Raw genomic sequence first — 17,818 nt, forward strand, 5'->3', positions numbered from 1 at the left:
ACAAAACTCAATTTCGACGAGTCACTGTCCTGATATTTCATATCCGAAATACCTCGGCCAGCGCCCACACGAATTACTTGGTCAACTTTTTAAAGAGCGTTTGAGCTGTTGCTCAATCAAGGCCGCGTATTCTACATCGTAGCGCCGCCTTGTCAACCGTTTATTTTCGATATTTTCCGTCTCCGGAAAGCGCCGAAAAATGACCCGGCTTACTGCTTGTTTCGAGGCGCGCATTCTACAGTGAATCGCTTGCCTGTCAACTGCTTTCTGAAGAATTTTGAAACTCATTTTCTTCAGCGCTTTCAAACAGTTATCTTTCGATTCCTCAGTCGCCTCAGCGGTGCTCCCCTCGAAAGAGATGCGCATTCTACAGACCTGCCCGAGGGTGTCAACGGCGATTCTGAAAAAAACTCAAAATCGCCCCAAATCGATCAGACAGTAATCAGAACCCGGGCGATCTTCTTCTTGCCAGCCTGGATTACGCAATCATCGCCTTCCACAAACATCCGATCGCCTTCGAATTTCTGACCATCGACAAATACCGCACCACGCCCCAGGACATCCCGGGCTGCCGCGCCGTTCTTGACCAAACCCGCCAGGCGAAGCACCGCCGCCATCGGAATCTCGGACTGACCCTCTAAAGGCACTTCGACAGTCGGCACATTGTCCGGGATCTCGCCGAGCGCCACTCGGTTACCGGCGGACTTGTGGGCAGTGCGAGCTGCCTCCTCATCGTGGAACCGGGCAATAATCTCTTCCGCCAGCAACTTCTTATAGTCCTGCGGGTTAGCACCATCGGCGACAGCCTTACGGAACTCCTCCACCTCTGCAAGCGGCCGGAAGCTCAACAGCTCGAAGTAACGCCATAGAAGATCATCCGGCATGGAAAGCAACTTGGTGTACATCTCACCTGGCGAGTCATTCACGCCCACATAATTGCCCAGAGACTTGGACATCTTCTGAACACCGTCGAGCCCCTCCAAAATCGGCATGGTAAGGATCACCTGGGGCGATTGACCGTAGTGCTTTTGGAGAATTCGCCCCATCAGAAGATTGAACTTCTGGTCGGTCCCGCCCAGCTCAACATCGGCCTCCATGGCGACAGAGTCATACCCCTGAACCAACGGGTAAAGGAACTCGTGAATCGCAATCGCCTGCTCGGCGCGGTAGCGCTTGGTGAAGTCATCCCGCTCCAGCATTCGCGCAACGGTGTATTGCCCGGCAAGCTTGATCATATCGGCGGCGCTCATCTTACCCATCCAGTCGGAATTGAACATGACGCGCGTTTTCGCGGGATCAAGAATCTTGAACACCTGCTCTTTATAGCTGACCGCGTTCTCGGCGACCTGCTGCTCTGTTAGAGGAGGACGCGTGGCGCTTTTCCCGGTGGGGTCACCGATCATTCCGGTGAAATCTCCAATCAGAAACATCACCTCGTGACCAAGATCCTGAAACTGCCGCAGCTTGTTAATAAGAACGGTGTGCCCAAGATGAAGGTCCGGCGCAGTGGGGTCGAAACCCGCCTTAATCCGCAGCGGACGACCTTCCTTCAATTTTTCGATGAGCTCATCTTCCGGAATGAGTTCGTCTACGCCTCGCTTGATTATCGCCAACGCTTCATCAATGGATGCCATGAACAACACGTCCCCGCTTTGATCTTGGAAAGATTCTGTCAGTTACAGAGTTCAACAAAAGAAATCTGTGAGTTACCTGTTCCCCTGCTACTATATGCTGACCAGATTTTGGCCAACACCGACTTTGCAGGGCGGCGTATTATAACAACGCTGTCAAAAGAAATCCGGAGGATGGAGCAGCAACCGTAATGTTCCACGCTGTCCCGCATGCATTTTATACGGTAATCTGTTGGACTATACTTGAACAACAGCTTTAATTAGGTAGTACAAGCTGCCGTAATACCGATTAAAACGGGTGCGATACGTGCTGAAAATGTTTCCTAAAACTCACATTACCATTGCTGCCGCGGCTACCGTTGTTGTTACCGCTGCCATTCTCATGAGCCCCAGCAGCAACGTTGAAGCCAAACGGATGTCCTATGCCCTGGATCTGGAGCAAGGCACCGTTTCCGAAACCGGCGCAGCGCCTGAGCAAGCAATGCCGACAGAGGCTCCCGTTGCGGACACCCAGCCGAAAGCGCCTGAATCCGATGTCCTGACAGAGGCTACGCAGCAGGCAAGCGTTTCCGCTCCCGAGCAACCTGTCGCTCCGAAGTTGCCGGAAATTGAATGGCAAACCTTCGCGATCAAGTCTGGTGACACGCTGTCCTCCCTGTTCAAGAAAGCTGGCTTTAACGACGGCATCATGCTTTCGGTTATTCATGGCGACGGAGAGGCCGAAAAACTCCAGCGCCTGTACGCCGGCGAAACCATTCGTTTTGCGACAACCGAAGACGGTGGGCTTGCTGCCATCGACTTGCAGAGAAACCGCCTGGAAACCCTGAAGATTACCAAAGAAGGCGAAAGCTTTACCGGCGAAACCGAAGTTCGCAAACCGGAAGCGCGGCCAGCCTTTGCATCAGGCACCATTGACGGCTCCCTCTATCTGGCTGCGCGCGAAGCGGGCCTCAACGACAGCCTGACCATGGAGCTGGCAGGCATCTTCGGCTGGGATATCGACTTTGTCTACGACGTCCGGAAGGGCGACCAGTTCGAAGTGGTTTACGAAGAACTCTACCTAGACGGCGAAAAGTTCGACACCGGCCGGATCCTGTCTGCACGATTCGTTAACCGCGGCGAAGAAAACCTCGCACTGCTTTATACCGACAGCAATGGCGACAGCGATTACTACGCTCCCGATGGCAAAAGCATGCGCAAGGCATTCCTGCGAACCCCCATCAATGCCCGGATTTCTTCTCCGTTCAACCTTCAGCGCCGCCATCCCGTTCTGGACGTAGTACGTCCGCATGAAGGCACCGATTACGCAGCGCCTCCCGGAACTCCCATCAAGGCGGCAGGTTCCGGTCGGGTGAAATTCGCAGGCTGGAAAGGTGGTTACGGACGAACTGTCATCCTCCAGCACGGCGACAACATCACCACGCTGTATGCACACATGAGCCGCCTGGGTAAAGGCATCAAGAATGGCACCCGAGTCAAGCAGGGCCAAACCATCGGGCATGTTGGTTCATCGGGCATGGTAACCGGACCTCACCTGCACTATGAGTTCAGGCTGAACGGGTCGCCGCGCAACTCCCGCACGGTCAAGTTGCCGGACGCCAAGCCCATTCCGTCTTCCGAGATGGCCCGATTCAAGCAATTCACCGAACAGCGAATCGCGCAGTTTGACGTGTTCCGCGAGAGCTATCAGCAACTCGCACTGGCTTCAGACGACTGAGAAACAAATGGAAGCCTGGATTGGGTTGATGTCGGGCACCAGCATGGATGGCATTGATGCCGTGCTGGTGTCTTTCCAGAACAACACCGTACATATCCACGCCTCGCACACGACTCCCTACCCCGATCAAATTCGCCACCGGCTGCTGGCCGCCAGCCAGAATCACGCCGCGCCTGACGAAATCGGTGAACTGGATACCCTGGTCGGCACCCTGTTTGCCCAGGCGGCGAACGACGTTATTCAAACGTCCGGCTTTGACCGGGCGACAATTCGCGCCATAGGCAGCCACGGACAAACGCTTCGTCACCAGCCTTCCGGCACAGCACCCTTCTCGATCCAGATTGGCAATCCTTCCGTGGTATCCGAAGTCAACAACATTACGACGGTCGCAGATTTCCGGAGACGGGATATGGCCGCTGGGGGCCAGGGAGCGCCGCTGGTTCCAGCCTTCCACAAGGCATTTTTCAGCTCGGAGACAGAGAACCGCTGTATTCTTAATCTCGGCGGCATTGCCAATATCACCTGGCTCCCGGCCAGCACCACCGCGCCTGCAACCGGTTTCGACACCGGCCCGGCCAATGCACTGATGGATGCCTGGTGCCTGGACCAGACCGGGCTTCCGTTTGACAGCGACGGCCATTGGGCGCGCGAGGGATCGGTTAACGAGGAGCTTCTCGAGGACATGCTTTCCGATGCCTACTTCTCGAAGGCACCCCCGAAAAGCACGGGGAAAGAGCGGTTCAATCTTGACTGGGTCAAAACACTGGTAGGTCGCCACCCTGAGATTCCGACCGAGGACATTCAGAGGACCTTGCTGCAGCTGACCGTCAACAGCGTTGTTAACCAGCTGCCTGAAACCAAGGATGTTCGGATCTACGTATGTGGCGGCGGGGCGCGAAATCCACTCCTGATGGAAGAGCTCGGCAAGGCTCTGCCGGAGGCCAGCCTGTCACTGACCTCGGAACTGGGGGTCGACCCTCAAATGGTGGAGCCTGTGGCGTTTGCCTGGCTGGCAAAACAGGCTTTCGAAGGTAAGCCGGGAAACCTTCCTGACGTAACCGGCGCGGCCGGCCCTCGCATTCTGGGTGCTATCTACCCGGCCTGAAATCTTTTCGGATCAGAGATCAGATAGAGAAGGAACTGCCACACCCGCAGGTGGAACTTGCATTGGGGTTCTGGACCACGAACTGTGAGCCCTGCAGGCCTTCCTGATAATCAATCGTAGCGCCCACCAGATACTGGTAACTCATCGGATCCACCAGAAGAGAAACGCCATCACGCTCGATCACGGTGTCCTCCTCATCCTGGCTTTCATCAAACGAGAAGCCGTACTGAAATCCGGAGCAGCCCCCGCCCGTCACAAAGACGCGGAGTTTGAGTTCGGGATTTTCTTCTTCCTCGATCAACTCACGTACTTTGGCAACGGCACTGTCACTGAAGAACAGCGGTGTAGCTATTTGTTGCTGAACTGCGCTCAAGTTCGCCTCCGGATTATCGTGAACAACTCAGGCGATTATGGTATTCCTGACTAAAACAATCAACTATTCGGACTTTCCACCATCCTCCGACACCTCGGACTCCGGAGTCTGATCACCGGCAGAAGCCTGTTTTTGAACGGATCCGGCAGCTTTTGCATCCTGGGAAAGCAGCCCGACAGGCTCCCGCTGGTGCACCAGATTGCCGTTTACCGAGGCACCCATCGCCATTTCGATCAGGTTGTAGTAAACGCTGCCATTAATAGAGGCTTTTTCCGCCAGTTCAAGATGTGCCGATGCGTAAACATCACCGTTCACAGTACCGTTAATAATGACGTGAGGCGCGTTGATATCGCCGGTTACTTCGCCAACTTCCGAGACCCTCAGTACCGCATCGGTGCCCTCATCGGCAACCACTTTACCGCGAATACGGCCATCCACGTGAAGCCCACCGCTGAAATGCACATCGCCTTCCACGGTCGTTCGTGAGGAAATCAGGGTATCAAAATGGCCGGTGGGCCGGCGCGGTTTCTGCTTTTTCTTGCCAAGCATGTCAGTTCTCCGTTAAATCGTCCCAGTTAAAGGTGCGCTCGGCTTGCGAGGATTTTCTTCCCTCCGCCTGGGCTACCACCTGGACCTCAAGCGGTTCGAATTCTTCCGGCAGTTTCAGGGAACCTTCGACATCCTGAAAATACCGGAAACGGAATTTCACACCGAGATCGGCTATATCCTCCGAAAGATCACGCAAGGCGATGACCTCTTTTTCCTCATCCCGCAAACCAATGACATTGACTGCCACCACACCGGAAATGTAGCTCTTGTTGTTGCCGACCTGGGTCAGCACCAACTTGAAGTCATAACTGTCCTGATTGCGAGCCCGAACCAGTGAAAAGCTGTCTACCTGAAGCCCCTTGCTGGTTTCCGACGGAGCCATGATGTTTTTATAGAAAGTCAGGTCCGATTGCAGTGACACAATGCGGGTTTCCAGATCCACAATGGTTTTTCGCGCCTGGTTCAGGGCCTGCTCGTCAATCGCCTGCCCACGCTCAAGGTTGATAAGCTGCTGCCGGGCCTTGCGATAATCATCCCGGAGCTTCTCGACCTCGTTTTCCAGCACCTGGTTCGACTCCTCGGCACTGGAAAAACGGAACCCGCCCTGGGCGAGCCCAGCGGCATACCCCACGACCGCAGCTACCACGGTAAAAACCAGAAGGATGGTGGTTCTGCGCAGGCGATAACCCGGTCGATGCCGGATGACCACATACTCTTCAGCCGGCTTTCGCTGTTCGCTCACAATCTTCCCTTGGGTATCAAGGCAAAAGCGCCGGGGCCTCAAGCCCCATGGTTTCTTTCAGGCCAAACATGATGTTCATATTCTGGACCGCCTGCCCGGCTGCACCTTTAACCAGGTTATCAATGACGGAAGAAACAATAACAACGTTGCTCTGTTCCTGCCTGTGCAGTGCCATGCGACACTGGTTCGCCCCACGCACGCTCCGGGTTTCCGGATGGCTGCCGAAAGGCATCACATCGACAAAAGGCTCGTCATCAAAACGCTGCTCGAACAGGGCCTGGAGCCGATCAAAGTCCGCCGGATTCTTCAGCTCGGCGTAGAGCGTCGCCTCGATGCCGCGGATCATCGGAATCAGGTGGGGCACGAACGTCACACCCACATCCCCGCCAGCAGCACCGCACAAACCCTGGCGGATTTCGGGCAGATGACGGTGCCCCGAGGCGCCGTAGGCCTTGAAGCTTTCACCGATCTCCCCGTGGAGCATGCCGATCTTGCCCTGCCTGCCCGCGCCGCTGGCGCCGGATTTGGCGTCGGCGATCAGGCGCTTTGGATCCACCAGTCCCTGCTCCAGCAACGGGAGGAATCCCAGCTGAACTGCAGTCGGATAGCAACCCGGATTAGCCACCAGTTGAGCAGTGCGGATTTCATCGCGCACCACTTCCGGCAAACCGTAAACCGCCTTCTCCGCCCATTCCGGGCTTTCATGGGCCATGCCATACCAGTTGGCCCAGACATCCAGATCCTTCAGACGAAAATCGGCGGACAGATCCACTACACGCACGCCGGCCGACATCAGTTCCGGAACCATTCTCATGGCCACACCATGAGGCGTGGCGAAGAAAACCAGATCGCAGTCTCCAAGCACGGCTACATCCGGCTCCGAAAACGCCAGGTCATAATGGCCGCGCAAATTGGGATACATGTCCGCTACCGGCATGCCCGCCTCAGACCGGGAGGTAATGCAACTGACCGAAACTTCAGGGTGAACCGCGAGGATTCTCAGCAGTTCCACACCGGTGTAGCCGGTGCCTCCAACGATGCCTACTCTAATCACCATTTTCTCCAGCGACGTCGTATCAGAATTAAGAGCTTTGACGCCGTAGTCTACCATGATAAACCAATGACTTATTGCAGCCCTCAGGGCGACCGTTACAATGTTGTCAGAATCTTTCTGACAGTCCACCCAAATCCACCGGAACGCTGGCCTCATGCAGAAAATCTGGCACCAGATTACCGAGCATCTGATTCCTGTTTTCCGGCGCCGACTGTCCGGTGTTGATGCATTGCCACAACTGGCCGTACTCGGCCTGTTATCCGGGTTGATTACCGGCGGCGTGATCCTGGTTTTTCGGCTGGCTATCGAATGGCCGCTTGAGCATTTCCTGCCCGGGAATGGCTCCGAATCCTTCGAACAACTGGACCTGATTACCCGCGGGCTCCTGCCTCTGGCTGGCGCCCTCGGTCTGGGGCTGCTGATGCATCGTCTGGCCACCCATGACCGCAAGGTCGGGATTGTGCATGTGATGGAACGCCTGAACTACCACCAGGGCTACATTTCCATGCGCAGCGCGATCGTGCAGTTCATCTCGGGCGTTGCCACCGTGGTCAGTGGTCAGTCGGCGGGTCGTGAGGGGCCTGCCGTGCACCTGGGAGCGGCTTTTTCCAGCCTGATGGGCCAGTGGATGCGGCTTCCGAACAACAGCATCCGGACACTGGTGGCCTGCGGTTGTGCGGCCGCCATTTCAGCCTCTTTCAACACGCCGATCTCCGGCGTCATCTTCGCCATGGAAGTGGTGATGATGGAATACACCATTGCGGGTTTTACACCGATTATCCTGGCCTCTGTCAGCGCTGCCATCGTTACTCAGGCGGTCTATGGCACAGAGCCGGCCTTTAACGTGCCGGCGCTGACCATGAACTCGCTAACGGAAATCCCCTGGATACTCGCCATAGCGGTGATTATCGGCATTTCGGCCGCGCTGTTTATCCAGCTGGTTGACACTATGGGCAAGCATCACCACCGCCCAGTGCTGTTGCGCATCACGTTTGCGGGTCTTCTGATGGTGCCATTTGCCATTTTTATTCCGGAAACCATGGGTATCGGTTACGACACCGTCAACGAAACCATTAACGGCGAACTCGGGTTCTGGCTCCTGCTCGGAGCCGGGGCCGCCAAACTGGTGATTACATCGCTCTCCATCGGGCTGGGCATGCCAAGTGGCGTGATCGGCCCCACCCTGTTTATGGGGGCAACCCTGGGCGGCGCCATGGGGCTGATTGGCGCCCAGATCATGCCGGAGCAGGCTTCCTCTGTTGGCTTCTACGCCATGCTCGGCATGGGAGCCATGATGGGCGCCGTACTGCAGGCGCCACTCGCCGCCCTGATGGCATTGATGGAGCTCACGCGTAACCCCAACATCATCCTCCCGGGCATGCTGATCATCACCACCTCGAGCCTGGTGACCAGCGAGGCGTTCGGAAAGAGGTCACTGTTCCTGACCATTCTCAAGAACCAGGGGCTTAGCTATCAGAATTCCCCGGTGATTCAGGCGCTGCGGCGGGTATCGGTTGGCGCAATCATGGATCGCAGTATATTGCGCACCGAACGGCACCTGACAGTAGAAGAAGCGCGGAAAGTACTGAAATCCGAGCCGAAGTGGCTGGTGGTTGAGGGCAGCAGCGGGCCGACCGCCCTGTTGCCGGCGGTGGATCTCGCCCGATATCTGGAGGACACCGAAAAGCTGGTGTCCGAGGAAGAGATCGAACCGCCCGAGTCCATTGACCTGATGGACATACCTGCGAACCGTCGCGACGTGGCCCCCGTGCAATATCAGGCCACCCTCGAGGAGGCATTAAACGAGTTCGATGCAACCAATGCCGAGGCCCTTTACGTACAACGTCACGTCGCGCCAATGATCCAGCGGGTATACGGCGTGGTGCTGAAAGCCGATATCGAGAGTTACTACCAATACCGACGGAGCTGACGAATGCTGTGGGTGAAAGCCTTCCATATTATTTCACTAGTGTGCTGGTTCGCCGGCATTTTCTATCTGCCCAGACTGTTCGTCTACCACGCGGCCTGCGAGGACGAGCCCGGTCGTGAGCGCTTCAAGATCATGGAACGCAAGCTTTACCGGGGCATTACCACCCCTTCAATGGTCGCCACCGTCGTCTTCGGTGTCTGGCTGATCAGTTACAATGCCTCCGGCTATTTCAGCCAGGGCTGGATGCATGCCAAGCTGTTTCTGGTGGCCATTCTGATCGTTTACCATTTCTATTGCGGGCACCTTGTAAAGGTCTTCCGGGACGACCAGAACACTAGAAGCCACGTGTTCTACCGATGGTTCAACGAACTGCCGGTGCTGATTCTTCTGGCCGTTGTTATCCTGGCTGTTGTCAAACCGTTTTGAGGAGCTGAGTCATCAAACGCTACACCCGACCACAGGTTCTGATTCTTTCCGGCCTTGATCCGTCCGGCGGCGCGGGCATTCAGGCCGACATCCAGGCCGTCACCTCCCTTGGCTGCCATCCCTTGCCGGTTCTTACCTGCCTCACCGTGCAGGACACCCGTAACGTGTATGGCGCCGAGCCCGTATCGGCAGACCTGATCCGAAAACAACTCCAGTGTCTCGCCGATGATTCCCCGATTCATGCCATCAAAACCGGTGCCCTGGGCAATGCTGCGTTGGTGGATGTGCTCGTGGATTTCATCCGTGAACATCCGGGCATTCCCGTGATTACCGACCCGGTGATCAAAGCCGCAGGGGGCGGTGATCTAGCCGACGACGAACTGGTCAGCGCGATGAAGGAGAAGCTCTTTCCCGTGGCCGAAATGATCACGCCCAATGGCGTCGAACTGGCCATGCTCGGCAACAGTGAAGACGCCGATCAGGCCGCCGACAATCTGCTGAAGGGCGGCTGCGAATCCGTGCTGGCCACTGGTGGACACGGCACCGGCATTCACATTATCAACACGCTCTATAACCACGCCCCGGAGCCCATGCGCTGGGAAATTGAACGAATCGGTGGTGAGTACCATGGCACCGGCTGCACCCTGGCAGCGGCCATTTCTGCCGGCAGAGCCTCCGGGCTGTCGCCCCGAGCCGCCATTTCCCAGGCCCAGAACTACGTTCATCGCGCCATACTCCACGCTCTGGAAGTCGGTAAAGGCCAGCCGGTGCCGGATCGAGGTATTCTGTGGGAGCGATGAGTAAAGGGCTGCGCCCGGGGCTCTACGCCATTACCGACAGCGTACTGACACCACCCGAAACACTGATCGAATCGGTTGAGGCTGCGCTTCGGGGCGGCGCGGTCATGGTACAATATCGCGAAAAGAGCGCGCCGATGGCTGAACGGATTTCCCAGGCGGTCAGTTTGCAGGCTGTATGCCGAAATGCGGGCGTTCCGTTGCTGATCAACGACGATCCTGATCTCGCGAAACGGGTCGGGGCTGCCGGGGTACACATGGGTCAGACGGACGGCTCAGTGGCAGCGGCCCGCCGCCTTCTCGGTGATGAGGCCATAATCGGCATAACCTGTCACGCCGATCTCGCACTTGCACAGGCTGCTCTGGGGGCGGGCGCGGACTATCTGGCGTTCGGGCGATTTTATACGTCGTCGACCAAACCCGGCGCCCCGGCAGCGCCTCCCGGTGTGCTGACCGACGCGAAGCGTTTCGGCCTCCCGATCACCGCCATCGGCGGGGTAACCACAGACAACGGCGAACCTCTTATCCGTGCCGGGGCCGACATGCTCGCCGTGGTAGGCGGCCTTTTTGGCGGCGACACACATGACATTGAGATGCGAGCCAAAGCGTTCGAGCGCCTGTTCGCAAGCCATCATCCACTTTTTTCACTTCCGGAATAACAGGAGCCCAGATCCATGACGCACTCCGAAACCCTGTTCGAGCAGGCCCAGAAATACATCCCCGGTGGCGTGAATTCTCCGGTCCGGGCCTTTCGAGGCGTTGGCGGCACGCCGATTTTCTTCAAGCACGCCCAGGGCGCCTATCTTTACGACGAAGACGATCAGCGCTACATCGATTACATCGGCTCCTGGGGCCCCATGATTCTTGGCCACGGTGACCAACGCATCAAAGACGCCCTGCATGCGCAGGTTGATCTGGGCGTTGGCTATGGTGCGCCGACCGCCCTCGAAACCGAGATGGCCAAGAAAGTGTGCGAACTGGTGCCATCCATCGAACTGGTCCGCATGGTGAATTCGGGTACCGAGGCCACCATGAGCACTGTCCGCCTGGCGAGGGGCTACACCGGTCGCGACAAGATCGTGAAGTTCGAGGGCTGCTACCACGGCCACGTGGATTCACTGCTGGTCAAAGCAGGCTCCGGCGCCCTCACCCTGGGCGTGCCGAATTCCCCGGGCATCCCCGCCAGCCTGGCTGAGCACACCATCACGCTGACCTACAACGACATGGACAGCGTTCGCGAATGCTTCCGGGAGATGGGCGACCAGATCGCCGCGATTATCGTAGAGCCGGTCGCTGGCAATATGAACTGCATTCCACCGGTCCCAGGCTTCCTGGAGGGGTTGCGGGAAGTGTGCGACGAGCACGGCACCGTGCTGATCTTCGACGAAGTAATGACCGGGTTCCGGGTTTCCCTTGGCGGCGCGCAGGGGCTGTATGGCGTAACCCCGGACCTCACCGCACTGGGCAAGGTGATTGGTGGCGGACTTCCGGTCGGCGCCTTTGGCGGCAAACGGGAAATCATGGAACACATCTCACCATTGGGACCGGTTTACCAGGCAGGCACCCTGAGCGGTAACCCCCTGGCCATGTGCGCCGGCCTGACGACACTGAACGCAATCTCCGAGCCCGGTTTCCACGACCGGCTGACCGAGAAAACCAATGCCGTTCGCGACGGCCTGAAAGAAGCCGCTGACGCCACTGGCATCCCTTTGACGGTCCAGAGTGCCGGGGCCATGTTCGGATTCTTCTTTACCGAGGAAAGCTCTGTTACCCGCTTTGACCAGGTGATGGGCTGTGATGTCGAACGGTTCAAGAAGTTCTTCCAGGGCATGCTTAAAGAAGGCGTATACCTGGCACCATCCGCCTTTGAGGCTGGCTTTACGACAGCGGCACTGTCCGAACAGGACATCGCCGATACGGTAGCGGCGGCCAAAAAGGTCATGGCCACGCTCTGATACTTCCGCTGTCCCCATCGCTGCCCCGCAGAACATGTCCTGCGGGGCCACCGATGTGATGGGCATCACAGTTCCACGGCGAATACCCCTGCCTGGCCTCTTGTGCCGTTGACTTACCATCCAGCCTGATCAAATGTTGATCTAATCTCTACCGAGATGCTCTGACGGCACCAATCTAACAAACACAAAAATCAAGTCAGCGCACGGAAGCACTCGGTCTGCCTACAGGCAGATGCAGTACGAGCAGGAAGTCTCTGGAGCAACCCGTTAGGTTGAGCCGCAGTTTGAATAACAAACACAACATCAAACTGTAGGAACGACAATGAAACTCTGGATCCAAGCAATGGCCCTGGCCCTGACTGTGGCCTGGTCGGCCCCCTCCGCCGCCTGGTGGTGGGACTCTACCCCTTCAAACTATACGGATACTCGCTACCCGGTTGTGCTGGTGCATGGCATGTTCGGCTTTGATTCGATTGCCGGCGTGGACTACTGGTACGGCGTCGCCGAGGATCTCCGCAAATACGGCGCTGATGTCTACACCACTCAGGTGCCCGCCCTGGACAGCACCATTGCTCGCGGTGAAGCGCTTCTGCCGCAGGTACAGGCGATCGCCGCGGTGCACGGCAAGGTCAATCTGATTGGCCACAGCCACGGGGGCCCCACGGCCCGTTACATCGCCAGGGTGCGGCCGGATCTGGTCGCCTCAGTGACGTCCGTCGGCTCGCCCCATAAAGGCTCGCCGGTCGCCGACCTTATCTACGGCTCCCCTGCCGAAAGCCTGGCGGCCAGTCTGGGTAATGCATTGGGTGGGCTTATCGATCTGCTGTCCGGTGGCGGTTATAACCAGGACCTGCGGTCAAGCCTGGAATCCCTCACCACTCAGGGCAGCGCCGAATTCAACAACTTTGCCCCTGCTGGGATTCCAACCACCGCTTGCGGTGAAGGCGCCTACTCGGCAAATGGTGTCCGCTTCTACTCCTGGGGTGGCACCGGTGTTCTGACCAACGTTCTGGATCCGTCCGACGCGTTGTTGGGCACCACCAGCCTCGCCTTCGGCTTCAGCCAGAACGACGGTCTGGTAGGCCGCTGCAGCAGCCGCTTTGGCAAGGTTATCCGGGATAATTACTTCATGAACCATCTGGATGAAGTGAATCAGGCGTTGGGCCTGCACAGCCTCTTCGAAACTGATCCAAAAGCGGTTTTCAAGCAACACGCCAACCGCCTGAGAAACGCAGGACTGTAACGGGTAGCCCGCCTTCTGGCTTTGCCTTGCAGAGCTAGAAGGCCCCTTCGAGGGTGAACATCAGGGTCTGGCGCTGATAGTCATACTGCGACAGACTGCTTCTGTTATCCCGAACCAGCCACTCCCCCCGGACCAGCCAAAGGCTGTCCAGAGACTTTTCCGCCAGCAATCCGATCTCCAGACGGTTATCTGTTCTGCGACCGCTCTCGCCTTCCCCGGACACCACTTGATGGGCGTCCCGGTATCGACTGTGGCGAACAGAGCCCATCGTTCCGAATACGATATCTGGCCGCCAGCGGTAGCGACCGGCAAACTCCAGTGTGTGGTGGGTAGGTGAGACACTGATAAACTCACTGGTTGTTTGCAGATCCCGCCGGTCATTGATTTCCAGTGAGTAGTCGCCGTCCAATCGCCAGGGTCCCAGGTACTTCCGCGCATGAACGCGTGCCCGATACCACTGTCCGTCATAGGCCTCGAAGCCTGAACCACCATTCACGGTAGCCGCCGCCAGGGCAACTCCACACTGATCCGGGGCTACGGGTAGCGAACACTCACGCCAACGATAAAACCCCTCGATGCCGTATCGGGTCTCAAGGGATTCGCTGCCAAACCAGGACTTCACCAACGACACCAGAGCGCCGCGCTCAACTGCAGCGAGGGTCTCAGACCAGGCCAGTCGTCCCTGCAACACCTGAGTGTCGTATTCTTCATCGGACGTATGTTCCCGGGAGTAGGCGGCAGCATCGAGGGCAAGCCGTGAGCGGGTGCCGACTGGCCGCTCGTAGGTTCCGGCAGCCAGCGCCTCGAGGAACACCCCACCTTCACTCGACGCCGTATCCTCGGGCAGGCCGGCAATATTGGAATCGTAACCGCCCGAGATACCCAGATAGCCGCGAATGGAGGGCTGACCGGCCGACGACGGAACTCCGCCGGCCAGTCTATTCAGTTGCGCCCGAGCCAGTGTCCGAATCTTATCCGGAGCGCTCTCGGCCGAGGCCTGCTCGAACCAGCGACGGGCTTCGGCAGACTCCTCCGTGGCAAGCGCGACCAGACCGAGGTTATAACGCGCGAGGGCGCCATTGGAGCCGTCGAGCAAGGAACGGAAGGCAGATTCAGCGGCGCCATAATCGCCCAGCTGGTAGCAGACAACACCGAGGTTATAGAAAAGCGAGGGAGATCTCAGGCCAGCATCAACGGCCCTCTGGAAGCGCTGTTTCGCGGCGTTCAGGTCTCCTGCTTCAAAGGCTTCAACGCCGGCACGGAAATCCTCCATGCCGGCTTCCGTTTCAGCCGCCTGAAGAATCATCGTGGGCATTAACAACAGGATCAGGGACAGGGCGCGCCAAAATACCAGCAAACAGGTTTCTCCGGATTAATCCACGCGGGGCAGGTCCGGTTATGTATCCGGTTTCAGCGATCCAGCCCTGGTGCATCCGGCAGCTCTGGGCGTTCCGGCCGCTCCGGTAACTCAGGCTTACCCTTGATCAGCTCCCGGGATTGCCTGGCTTTTTCGGACATGGACTCACCAAACTCGCGCCCCCTTTCTCGGGCTTCACTCGCCGTATCCAGCCCTCGAGAGCCAGACTCACCCGGATTCTCGGGTTTTTCGATAGCGCGGGGCAACTCGATTTCCCGCACGACCGAATCGGTGAGTTCTGCGTCGTCAGTCACCATTCGCATGGTAACATCCAGATCATCATTAGCCAGTGTTGTTGCAGGGACCCAAAACCCCAACATCAGCAATCCGACCAGCCTGGCACTCAATAAGAACCTGCAACCTGTCATGATTCGGGATCCTCGACCGGGCGTTGTGGATATTCGGGAATCGGGGCCCGAAAGGTTTTCTGGCGATCTCCGGTGTCCAGTCGGGCCACCAACTCACCGGCACCGGGAAAGAGGAGCTTCAGGGGCAGCGACAGGACGTTCTCCCCAGCGTTCAGGCTCACCTGCCAGCTAAGCTCCCGATGCCCCGGCCAGGAAGCCAGTTCCACATTCGGTGGCAGCTCCAAGGTAAGCGTAACGTTTTCCAGAGCCTCACCCGAACGGAAGGCAAGGCGCACGGTTTTCTCAACAGGTTCGGCAATCCCGTTTGCCGACTCTTCAGCGGCACTGTCCGAGGACGCCGAGGACGCGACAACAGGCTGGGCGCTATCAGTCACATCATCGGGCTGGAACAGAAAGCCCAGGCCGATACCCAGGGCAAGAGCCGCCGCAATGGCGCCACCCAGTGCCCCGTGACTCCATCCGGACTCCGGTCTGGCTTCGCCTCGGGCAGAGGACAAAACACGGCTGTGAAAATCAGGGGAAGGCCCAGGGACTCTGAATTGCTCCTGCAACGCCCGGTTCAGAGACCGCTCCGAGGCAAGCCTCTCTCTGCACGACGTGCAGGCAGCAACGTGCTCCTGCACCCGGTCACGGGCGGGGGCGGAAAGCTCATTGTTGATGTAGGCGGGTAGATCCACCCGGATTTCATTGCAGGACATTGTCTTCACCTCACTCCCCCACACGTCCGGCCGGCTCGGTTGGTTCCAGCTCCCGCTGCAATTTCTTTCGCAGGGCGGCCCGACACCTGTGCAATCGCGATTTCACGGTTCCCAACGGGATGTCCAGCACCTCCGCGATGTCTTCCTGGCGCCAGCCGTCCACATCATGAAGCAACAAAAGAGTTCGCTGATCGGGCGTCAGAGTCATCATGACCCGATCCAATGCCGGTCCAAGGCGCGACTGCTCCAGTTGCAGATCCGGGCCAACACTGTCGGATTCGAGGCTGTCCAGCCAATCGGCCTGGCTTTCACTGCCGACCAGCTCCGTCAACGGGCGGTCACTCTGTCGGTTCTTACGCCGCACCTGATCAATAAACTGCCTGTAGAGCACCCGATTCAGCCAGGGCCTTAGCTGGTCAACGCTTTCCAGCTCATCAAGCTTTGGGAATAGCTTGACCACCACATCCTGAACCAGATCCTCAGCATCCTGTTGCTGACCCGCCAGACGGTAAGCAAACCGGTACATCGCATCCAGATGGGGCCGCACCAGAGCGTCAAAACGCCGGGACTTCGAGGGCTTGAAAGGAAAAATTGCCAAAGCCGTTGTTTACCTGCGTGGGTTCATGCCAGCGGCGAAGTCTATCTCAAGTCGCCGGGCCGATGCATTGGCCGCGTTCCCGATCTGACGATTCAACGGTTGCCCAGACATTAGGGAACGTTAACAAAATTTCCGGAACTCTGCCCTCTACCGCAGCGTGAGGGTGGAGTCAGGTAGCGATGTTGCTTCGCTATGAGTCCAGCAAATAAACCTTGGAGGTTTATATGAAACGTTCGGTTCAACTTATTGCCATTTCAACTCTTGCTGCGGGCATGGCGGCCTGTGGTGGCAGTGGTAGCGACAGTTCAGCGTCTTCGGGCACCGGAACAGTGTCCTTCGGTATTACCGACGCCCCGGCCATGGACCTGAGCAATGTCACCATTGCTTTCACGGAAATTCGTTTAAAACCCGAGGAAGGACAATGGGTGGAATTTCCCCTTGAAGGCTTCGAACAGGTGAATCTGCTGGATCTTCAGGGTGGCCTGAGCGAACCTCTGATTACAGATGAAGAAGTACCTGCCGGCACATACACCGAACTTCGACTGATTGTCGACACGGATAACTCGTTTGTGAAGCGCGAATCTACAGGCGACAGCGAGTACTCACTGGCAGTTCCGTCTGGCGAGCAAAGTGGCCTCAAGCTTAAGGGTGAATTCCTGGTGGCCGCAGACACAACCACCAACTTCACCATCGACTTTGACGTGCGCAAGTCCATCGTCGACCCTCAGGGTAAGGCCCTGGCCGACTATATGCTGAAACCGTCCCTGAGACTGGTCAACAACCTTGAGGTTGGCTCTATCAGTGGACAAGTTGATGTGGCGCTGATCCGCTCGACGCGCCTCGAAGACGACGGTGTGGCTGATTGTGAGTATGACGGCGCTGTTTACGTCTTCTCTGGTGAGAATGCCGAAACCTCAGATCTGAATGTAAACAATGAGGAAGGCAACCCTTTAATGATTGTGCCGGTTGAGCTCGATGATGAATCTAGCCTCTACAGCTATACGGCAGCATTCCTGCCAGAGGGTAACTACACCATCAGTTACAGCTGCCAGGAGGACAACAACGAGGAGGATGACAACCTTGACTTCGAGGGAACACAGAGCCTTGAGGTTGTTGCCAACCAGACAACCGAAGCCGAGCTGATTCCTCTGGTCGAATAAGCACCTGTCCTGGCAGTCGGTCGCTGAACAACAGGGACCGCCTGCCAGGCAAGAA

Annotated in this window: 19 protein-coding genes; 9 read left to right on the forward strand and 10 right to left on the reverse strand. The window is 57.5% G+C overall.

Annotated features, from left to right (window positions below; translation table 11 throughout):
* Positions 1–81 precede the first annotated feature (81 nt).
* Positions 82–366 (reverse strand): hypothetical protein, encoded by a 285-nt coding sequence (locus AC13E3_RS02450; RefSeq protein ID WP_008173139.1) that lies wholly within the window; start codon positions 364–366, stop codon positions 82–84.
* 65 nt (positions 367–431) lie between these two features.
* On the reverse strand, positions 432–1,634 hold the full coding sequence (gene tyrS / locus AC13E3_RS02455) for a tyrosine--tRNA ligase (RefSeq protein WP_008173142.1): 1,203 nt from the start codon (positions 1,632–1,634) through the stop codon (positions 432–434).
* A 304-nt stretch (positions 1,635–1,938) separates the two neighbouring features.
* Between tyrS and AC13E3_RS02460 the strand changes: the two genes are divergently transcribed.
* Both AC13E3_RS02460 and AC13E3_RS02465 read left to right on the forward strand, forming a co-directional pair.
* Positions 1,939–3,348 (forward strand): OapA family protein, encoded by a 1,410-nt coding sequence (locus tag AC13E3_RS02460; protein WP_008173144.1) that lies wholly within the window; start codon positions 1,939–1,941, stop codon positions 3,346–3,348.
* Positions 3,349–3,355: 7 nt separating this feature from the next.
* Positions 3,356–4,453: an anhydro-N-acetylmuramic acid kinase gene (locus tag AC13E3_RS02465; protein ID WP_008173145.1), complete on the forward strand. Its 1,098-nt coding sequence runs from the start codon at positions 3,356–3,358 to the stop codon at positions 4,451–4,453.
* A gap of 19 nt (positions 4,454–4,472) precedes the next feature.
* On the opposite strand, the gene erpA is transcribed toward AC13E3_RS02465, so the two are convergent.
* From erpA to argC, 4 genes are all read right to left on the reverse strand, one after another.
* Positions 4,473–4,826: an iron-sulfur cluster insertion protein ErpA gene (gene erpA, locus AC13E3_RS02470; protein ID WP_008173146.1), complete on the reverse strand. Its 354-nt coding sequence runs from the start codon at positions 4,824–4,826 to the stop codon at positions 4,473–4,475.
* Positions 4,827–4,889: 63 nt separating this feature from the next.
* Positions 4,890–5,375 carry a bactofilin family protein gene (locus AC13E3_RS02475; protein ID WP_286811485.1) on the reverse strand — a complete coding sequence of 162 codons (486 nt, stop codon included), beginning with the start codon at positions 5,373–5,375 and terminating at the stop codon, positions 4,890–4,892.
* 1 nt (position 5,376) lies between these two features.
* Complete coding sequence (locus AC13E3_RS02480; protein WP_474546647.1) at positions 5,377–6,117, reverse strand: DUF6776 family protein; 741 nt, start codon at positions 6,115–6,117, stop codon at positions 5,377–5,379.
* Positions 6,118–6,133: 16 nt separating this feature from the next.
* A complete protein-coding gene (argC, locus tag AC13E3_RS02485) occupies positions 6,134–7,171 on the reverse strand; it encodes an N-acetyl-gamma-glutamyl-phosphate reductase (RefSeq protein WP_039881989.1) in 1,038 nt (345 codons plus the stop codon).
* 154 nt (positions 7,172–7,325) lie between these two features.
* Between argC and AC13E3_RS02490 the strand changes: the two genes are divergently transcribed.
* From AC13E3_RS02490 to AC13E3_RS02515, 6 genes are all read left to right on the forward strand, one after another.
* On the forward strand, positions 7,326–9,101 hold the full coding sequence (locus tag AC13E3_RS02490) for a chloride channel protein (RefSeq protein ID WP_405418453.1): 1,776 nt from the start codon (positions 7,326–7,328) through the stop codon (positions 9,099–9,101).
* A gap of 3 nt (positions 9,102–9,104) precedes the next feature.
* Positions 9,105–9,527 (forward strand): protoporphyrinogen oxidase HemJ, encoded by a 423-nt coding sequence (gene hemJ / locus AC13E3_RS02495; RefSeq protein WP_273070301.1) that lies wholly within the window; start codon positions 9,105–9,107, stop codon positions 9,525–9,527.
* Between the two features lie 41 nt (positions 9,528–9,568).
* A complete protein-coding gene (gene thiD / locus AC13E3_RS02500; RefSeq protein ID WP_273070309.1) occupies positions 9,569–10,327 on the forward strand; it encodes a bifunctional hydroxymethylpyrimidine kinase/phosphomethylpyrimidine kinase in 759 nt (252 codons plus the stop codon).
* Positions 10,324–10,983 carry a thiamine phosphate synthase gene (thiE, locus tag AC13E3_RS02505; protein WP_008173154.1) on the forward strand — a complete coding sequence of 220 codons (660 nt, stop codon included), beginning with the start codon at positions 10,324–10,326 and terminating at the stop codon, positions 10,981–10,983. Before thiD ends, thiE begins: the two co-directional genes overlap by 4 nt.
* Before the next feature lie 15 nt (positions 10,984–10,998).
* Positions 10,999–12,279 carry a glutamate-1-semialdehyde 2,1-aminomutase gene (gene hemL, locus AC13E3_RS02510; protein ID WP_008173155.1) on the forward strand — a complete coding sequence of 427 codons (1,281 nt, stop codon included), beginning with the start codon at positions 10,999–11,001 and terminating at the stop codon, positions 12,277–12,279.
* Positions 12,280–12,601: 322 nt separating this feature from the next.
* Positions 12,602–13,522, forward strand: coding sequence for a lipase family alpha/beta hydrolase (locus tag AC13E3_RS02515; protein ID WP_041644915.1), 921 nt, complete (start codon positions 12,602–12,604; stop codon positions 13,520–13,522).
* A 34-nt stretch (positions 13,523–13,556) separates the two neighbouring features.
* On the opposite strand, the gene AC13E3_RS02520 is transcribed toward AC13E3_RS02515, so the two are convergent.
* From AC13E3_RS02520 to AC13E3_RS02535, 4 genes are read right to left on the reverse strand one after another with little or no spacing between them, the layout of a single operon-like run.
* Positions 13,557–14,879: a tetratricopeptide repeat protein gene (locus tag AC13E3_RS02520; protein ID WP_008173158.1), complete on the reverse strand. Its 1,323-nt coding sequence runs from the start codon at positions 14,877–14,879 to the stop codon at positions 13,557–13,559.
* A gap of 53 nt (positions 14,880–14,932) precedes the next feature.
* Positions 14,933–15,307 (reverse strand): hypothetical protein, encoded by a 375-nt coding sequence (locus tag AC13E3_RS02525; protein ID WP_092033775.1) that lies wholly within the window; start codon positions 15,305–15,307, stop codon positions 14,933–14,935.
* Entirely contained in the window at positions 15,304–16,005 is a 702-nt protein-coding gene (locus AC13E3_RS02530) for an anti-sigma factor family protein (RefSeq protein WP_482901668.1), read from the reverse strand. The genes AC13E3_RS02525 and AC13E3_RS02530 overlap by 4 nt, the downstream gene beginning before the upstream one ends.
* A 10-nt stretch (positions 16,006–16,015) precedes the next feature.
* Positions 16,016–16,603, reverse strand: coding sequence for an RNA polymerase sigma factor (locus tag AC13E3_RS02535; protein WP_008173164.1), 588 nt, complete (start codon positions 16,601–16,603; stop codon positions 16,016–16,018).
* Positions 16,604–16,827: 224 nt separating this feature from the next.
* Between AC13E3_RS02535 and AC13E3_RS02540 the strand changes: the two genes are divergently transcribed.
* Entirely contained in the window at positions 16,828–17,763 is a 936-nt protein-coding gene (locus AC13E3_RS02540) for a DUF4382 domain-containing protein (RefSeq protein WP_008173166.1), read from the forward strand.
* Positions 17,764–17,818 lie beyond the last annotated feature (55 nt).

The sequence above is a fragment of the Marinobacter sp. L-80 genome (assembly GCF_056859395.1).

What these genes read in the sequence shown, in the direction of transcription:
- AC13E3_RS02450 (WP_008173139.1), bottom strand. Translation starts at nt 366, where the DNA reads ATGCGCATCTCTTTCGAGGGGAGCACCGCTGAGGCGACTGAGGAATCG.
- tyrS (WP_008173142.1), bottom strand. Translation starts at nt 1,634, where the DNA reads ATGGCATCCATTGATGAAGCGTTGGCGATAATCAAGCGAGGCGTAGAC.
- AC13E3_RS02465 (WP_008173145.1), top strand. Translation starts at nt 3,356, where the DNA reads ATGGAAGCCTGGATTGGGTTGATGTCGGGCACCAGCATGGATGGCATT.
- AC13E3_RS02475 (WP_286811485.1), bottom strand. Translation starts at nt 5,375, where the DNA reads ATGCTTGGCAAGAAAAAGCAGAAACCGCGCCGGCCCACCGGCCATTTT.
- AC13E3_RS02490 (WP_405418453.1), top strand. Translation starts at nt 7,326, where the DNA reads ATGCAGAAAATCTGGCACCAGATTACCGAGCATCTGATTCCTGTTTTC.
- hemJ (WP_273070301.1), top strand. Translation starts at nt 9,105, where the DNA reads ATGCTGTGGGTGAAAGCCTTCCATATTATTTCACTAGTGTGCTGGTTC.
- thiE (WP_008173154.1), top strand. Translation starts at nt 10,324, where the DNA reads ATGAGTAAAGGGCTGCGCCCGGGGCTCTACGCCATTACCGACAGCGTA.
- hemL (WP_008173155.1), top strand. Translation starts at nt 10,999, where the DNA reads ATGACGCACTCCGAAACCCTGTTCGAGCAGGCCCAGAAATACATCCCC.
- AC13E3_RS02515 (WP_041644915.1), top strand. Translation starts at nt 12,602, where the DNA reads ATGAAACTCTGGATCCAAGCAATGGCCCTGGCCCTGACTGTGGCCTGG.
- AC13E3_RS02525 (WP_092033775.1), bottom strand. Translation starts at nt 15,307, where the DNA reads ATGACAGGTTGCAGGTTCTTATTGAGTGCCAGGCTGGTCGGATTGCTG.
- AC13E3_RS02530 (WP_482901668.1), bottom strand. Translation starts at nt 16,005, where the DNA reads ATGTCCTGCAATGAAATCCGGGTGGATCTACCCGCCTACATCAACAAT.
- AC13E3_RS02540 (WP_008173166.1), top strand. Translation starts at nt 16,828, where the DNA reads ATGAAACGTTCGGTTCAACTTATTGCCATTTCAACTCTTGCTGCGGGC.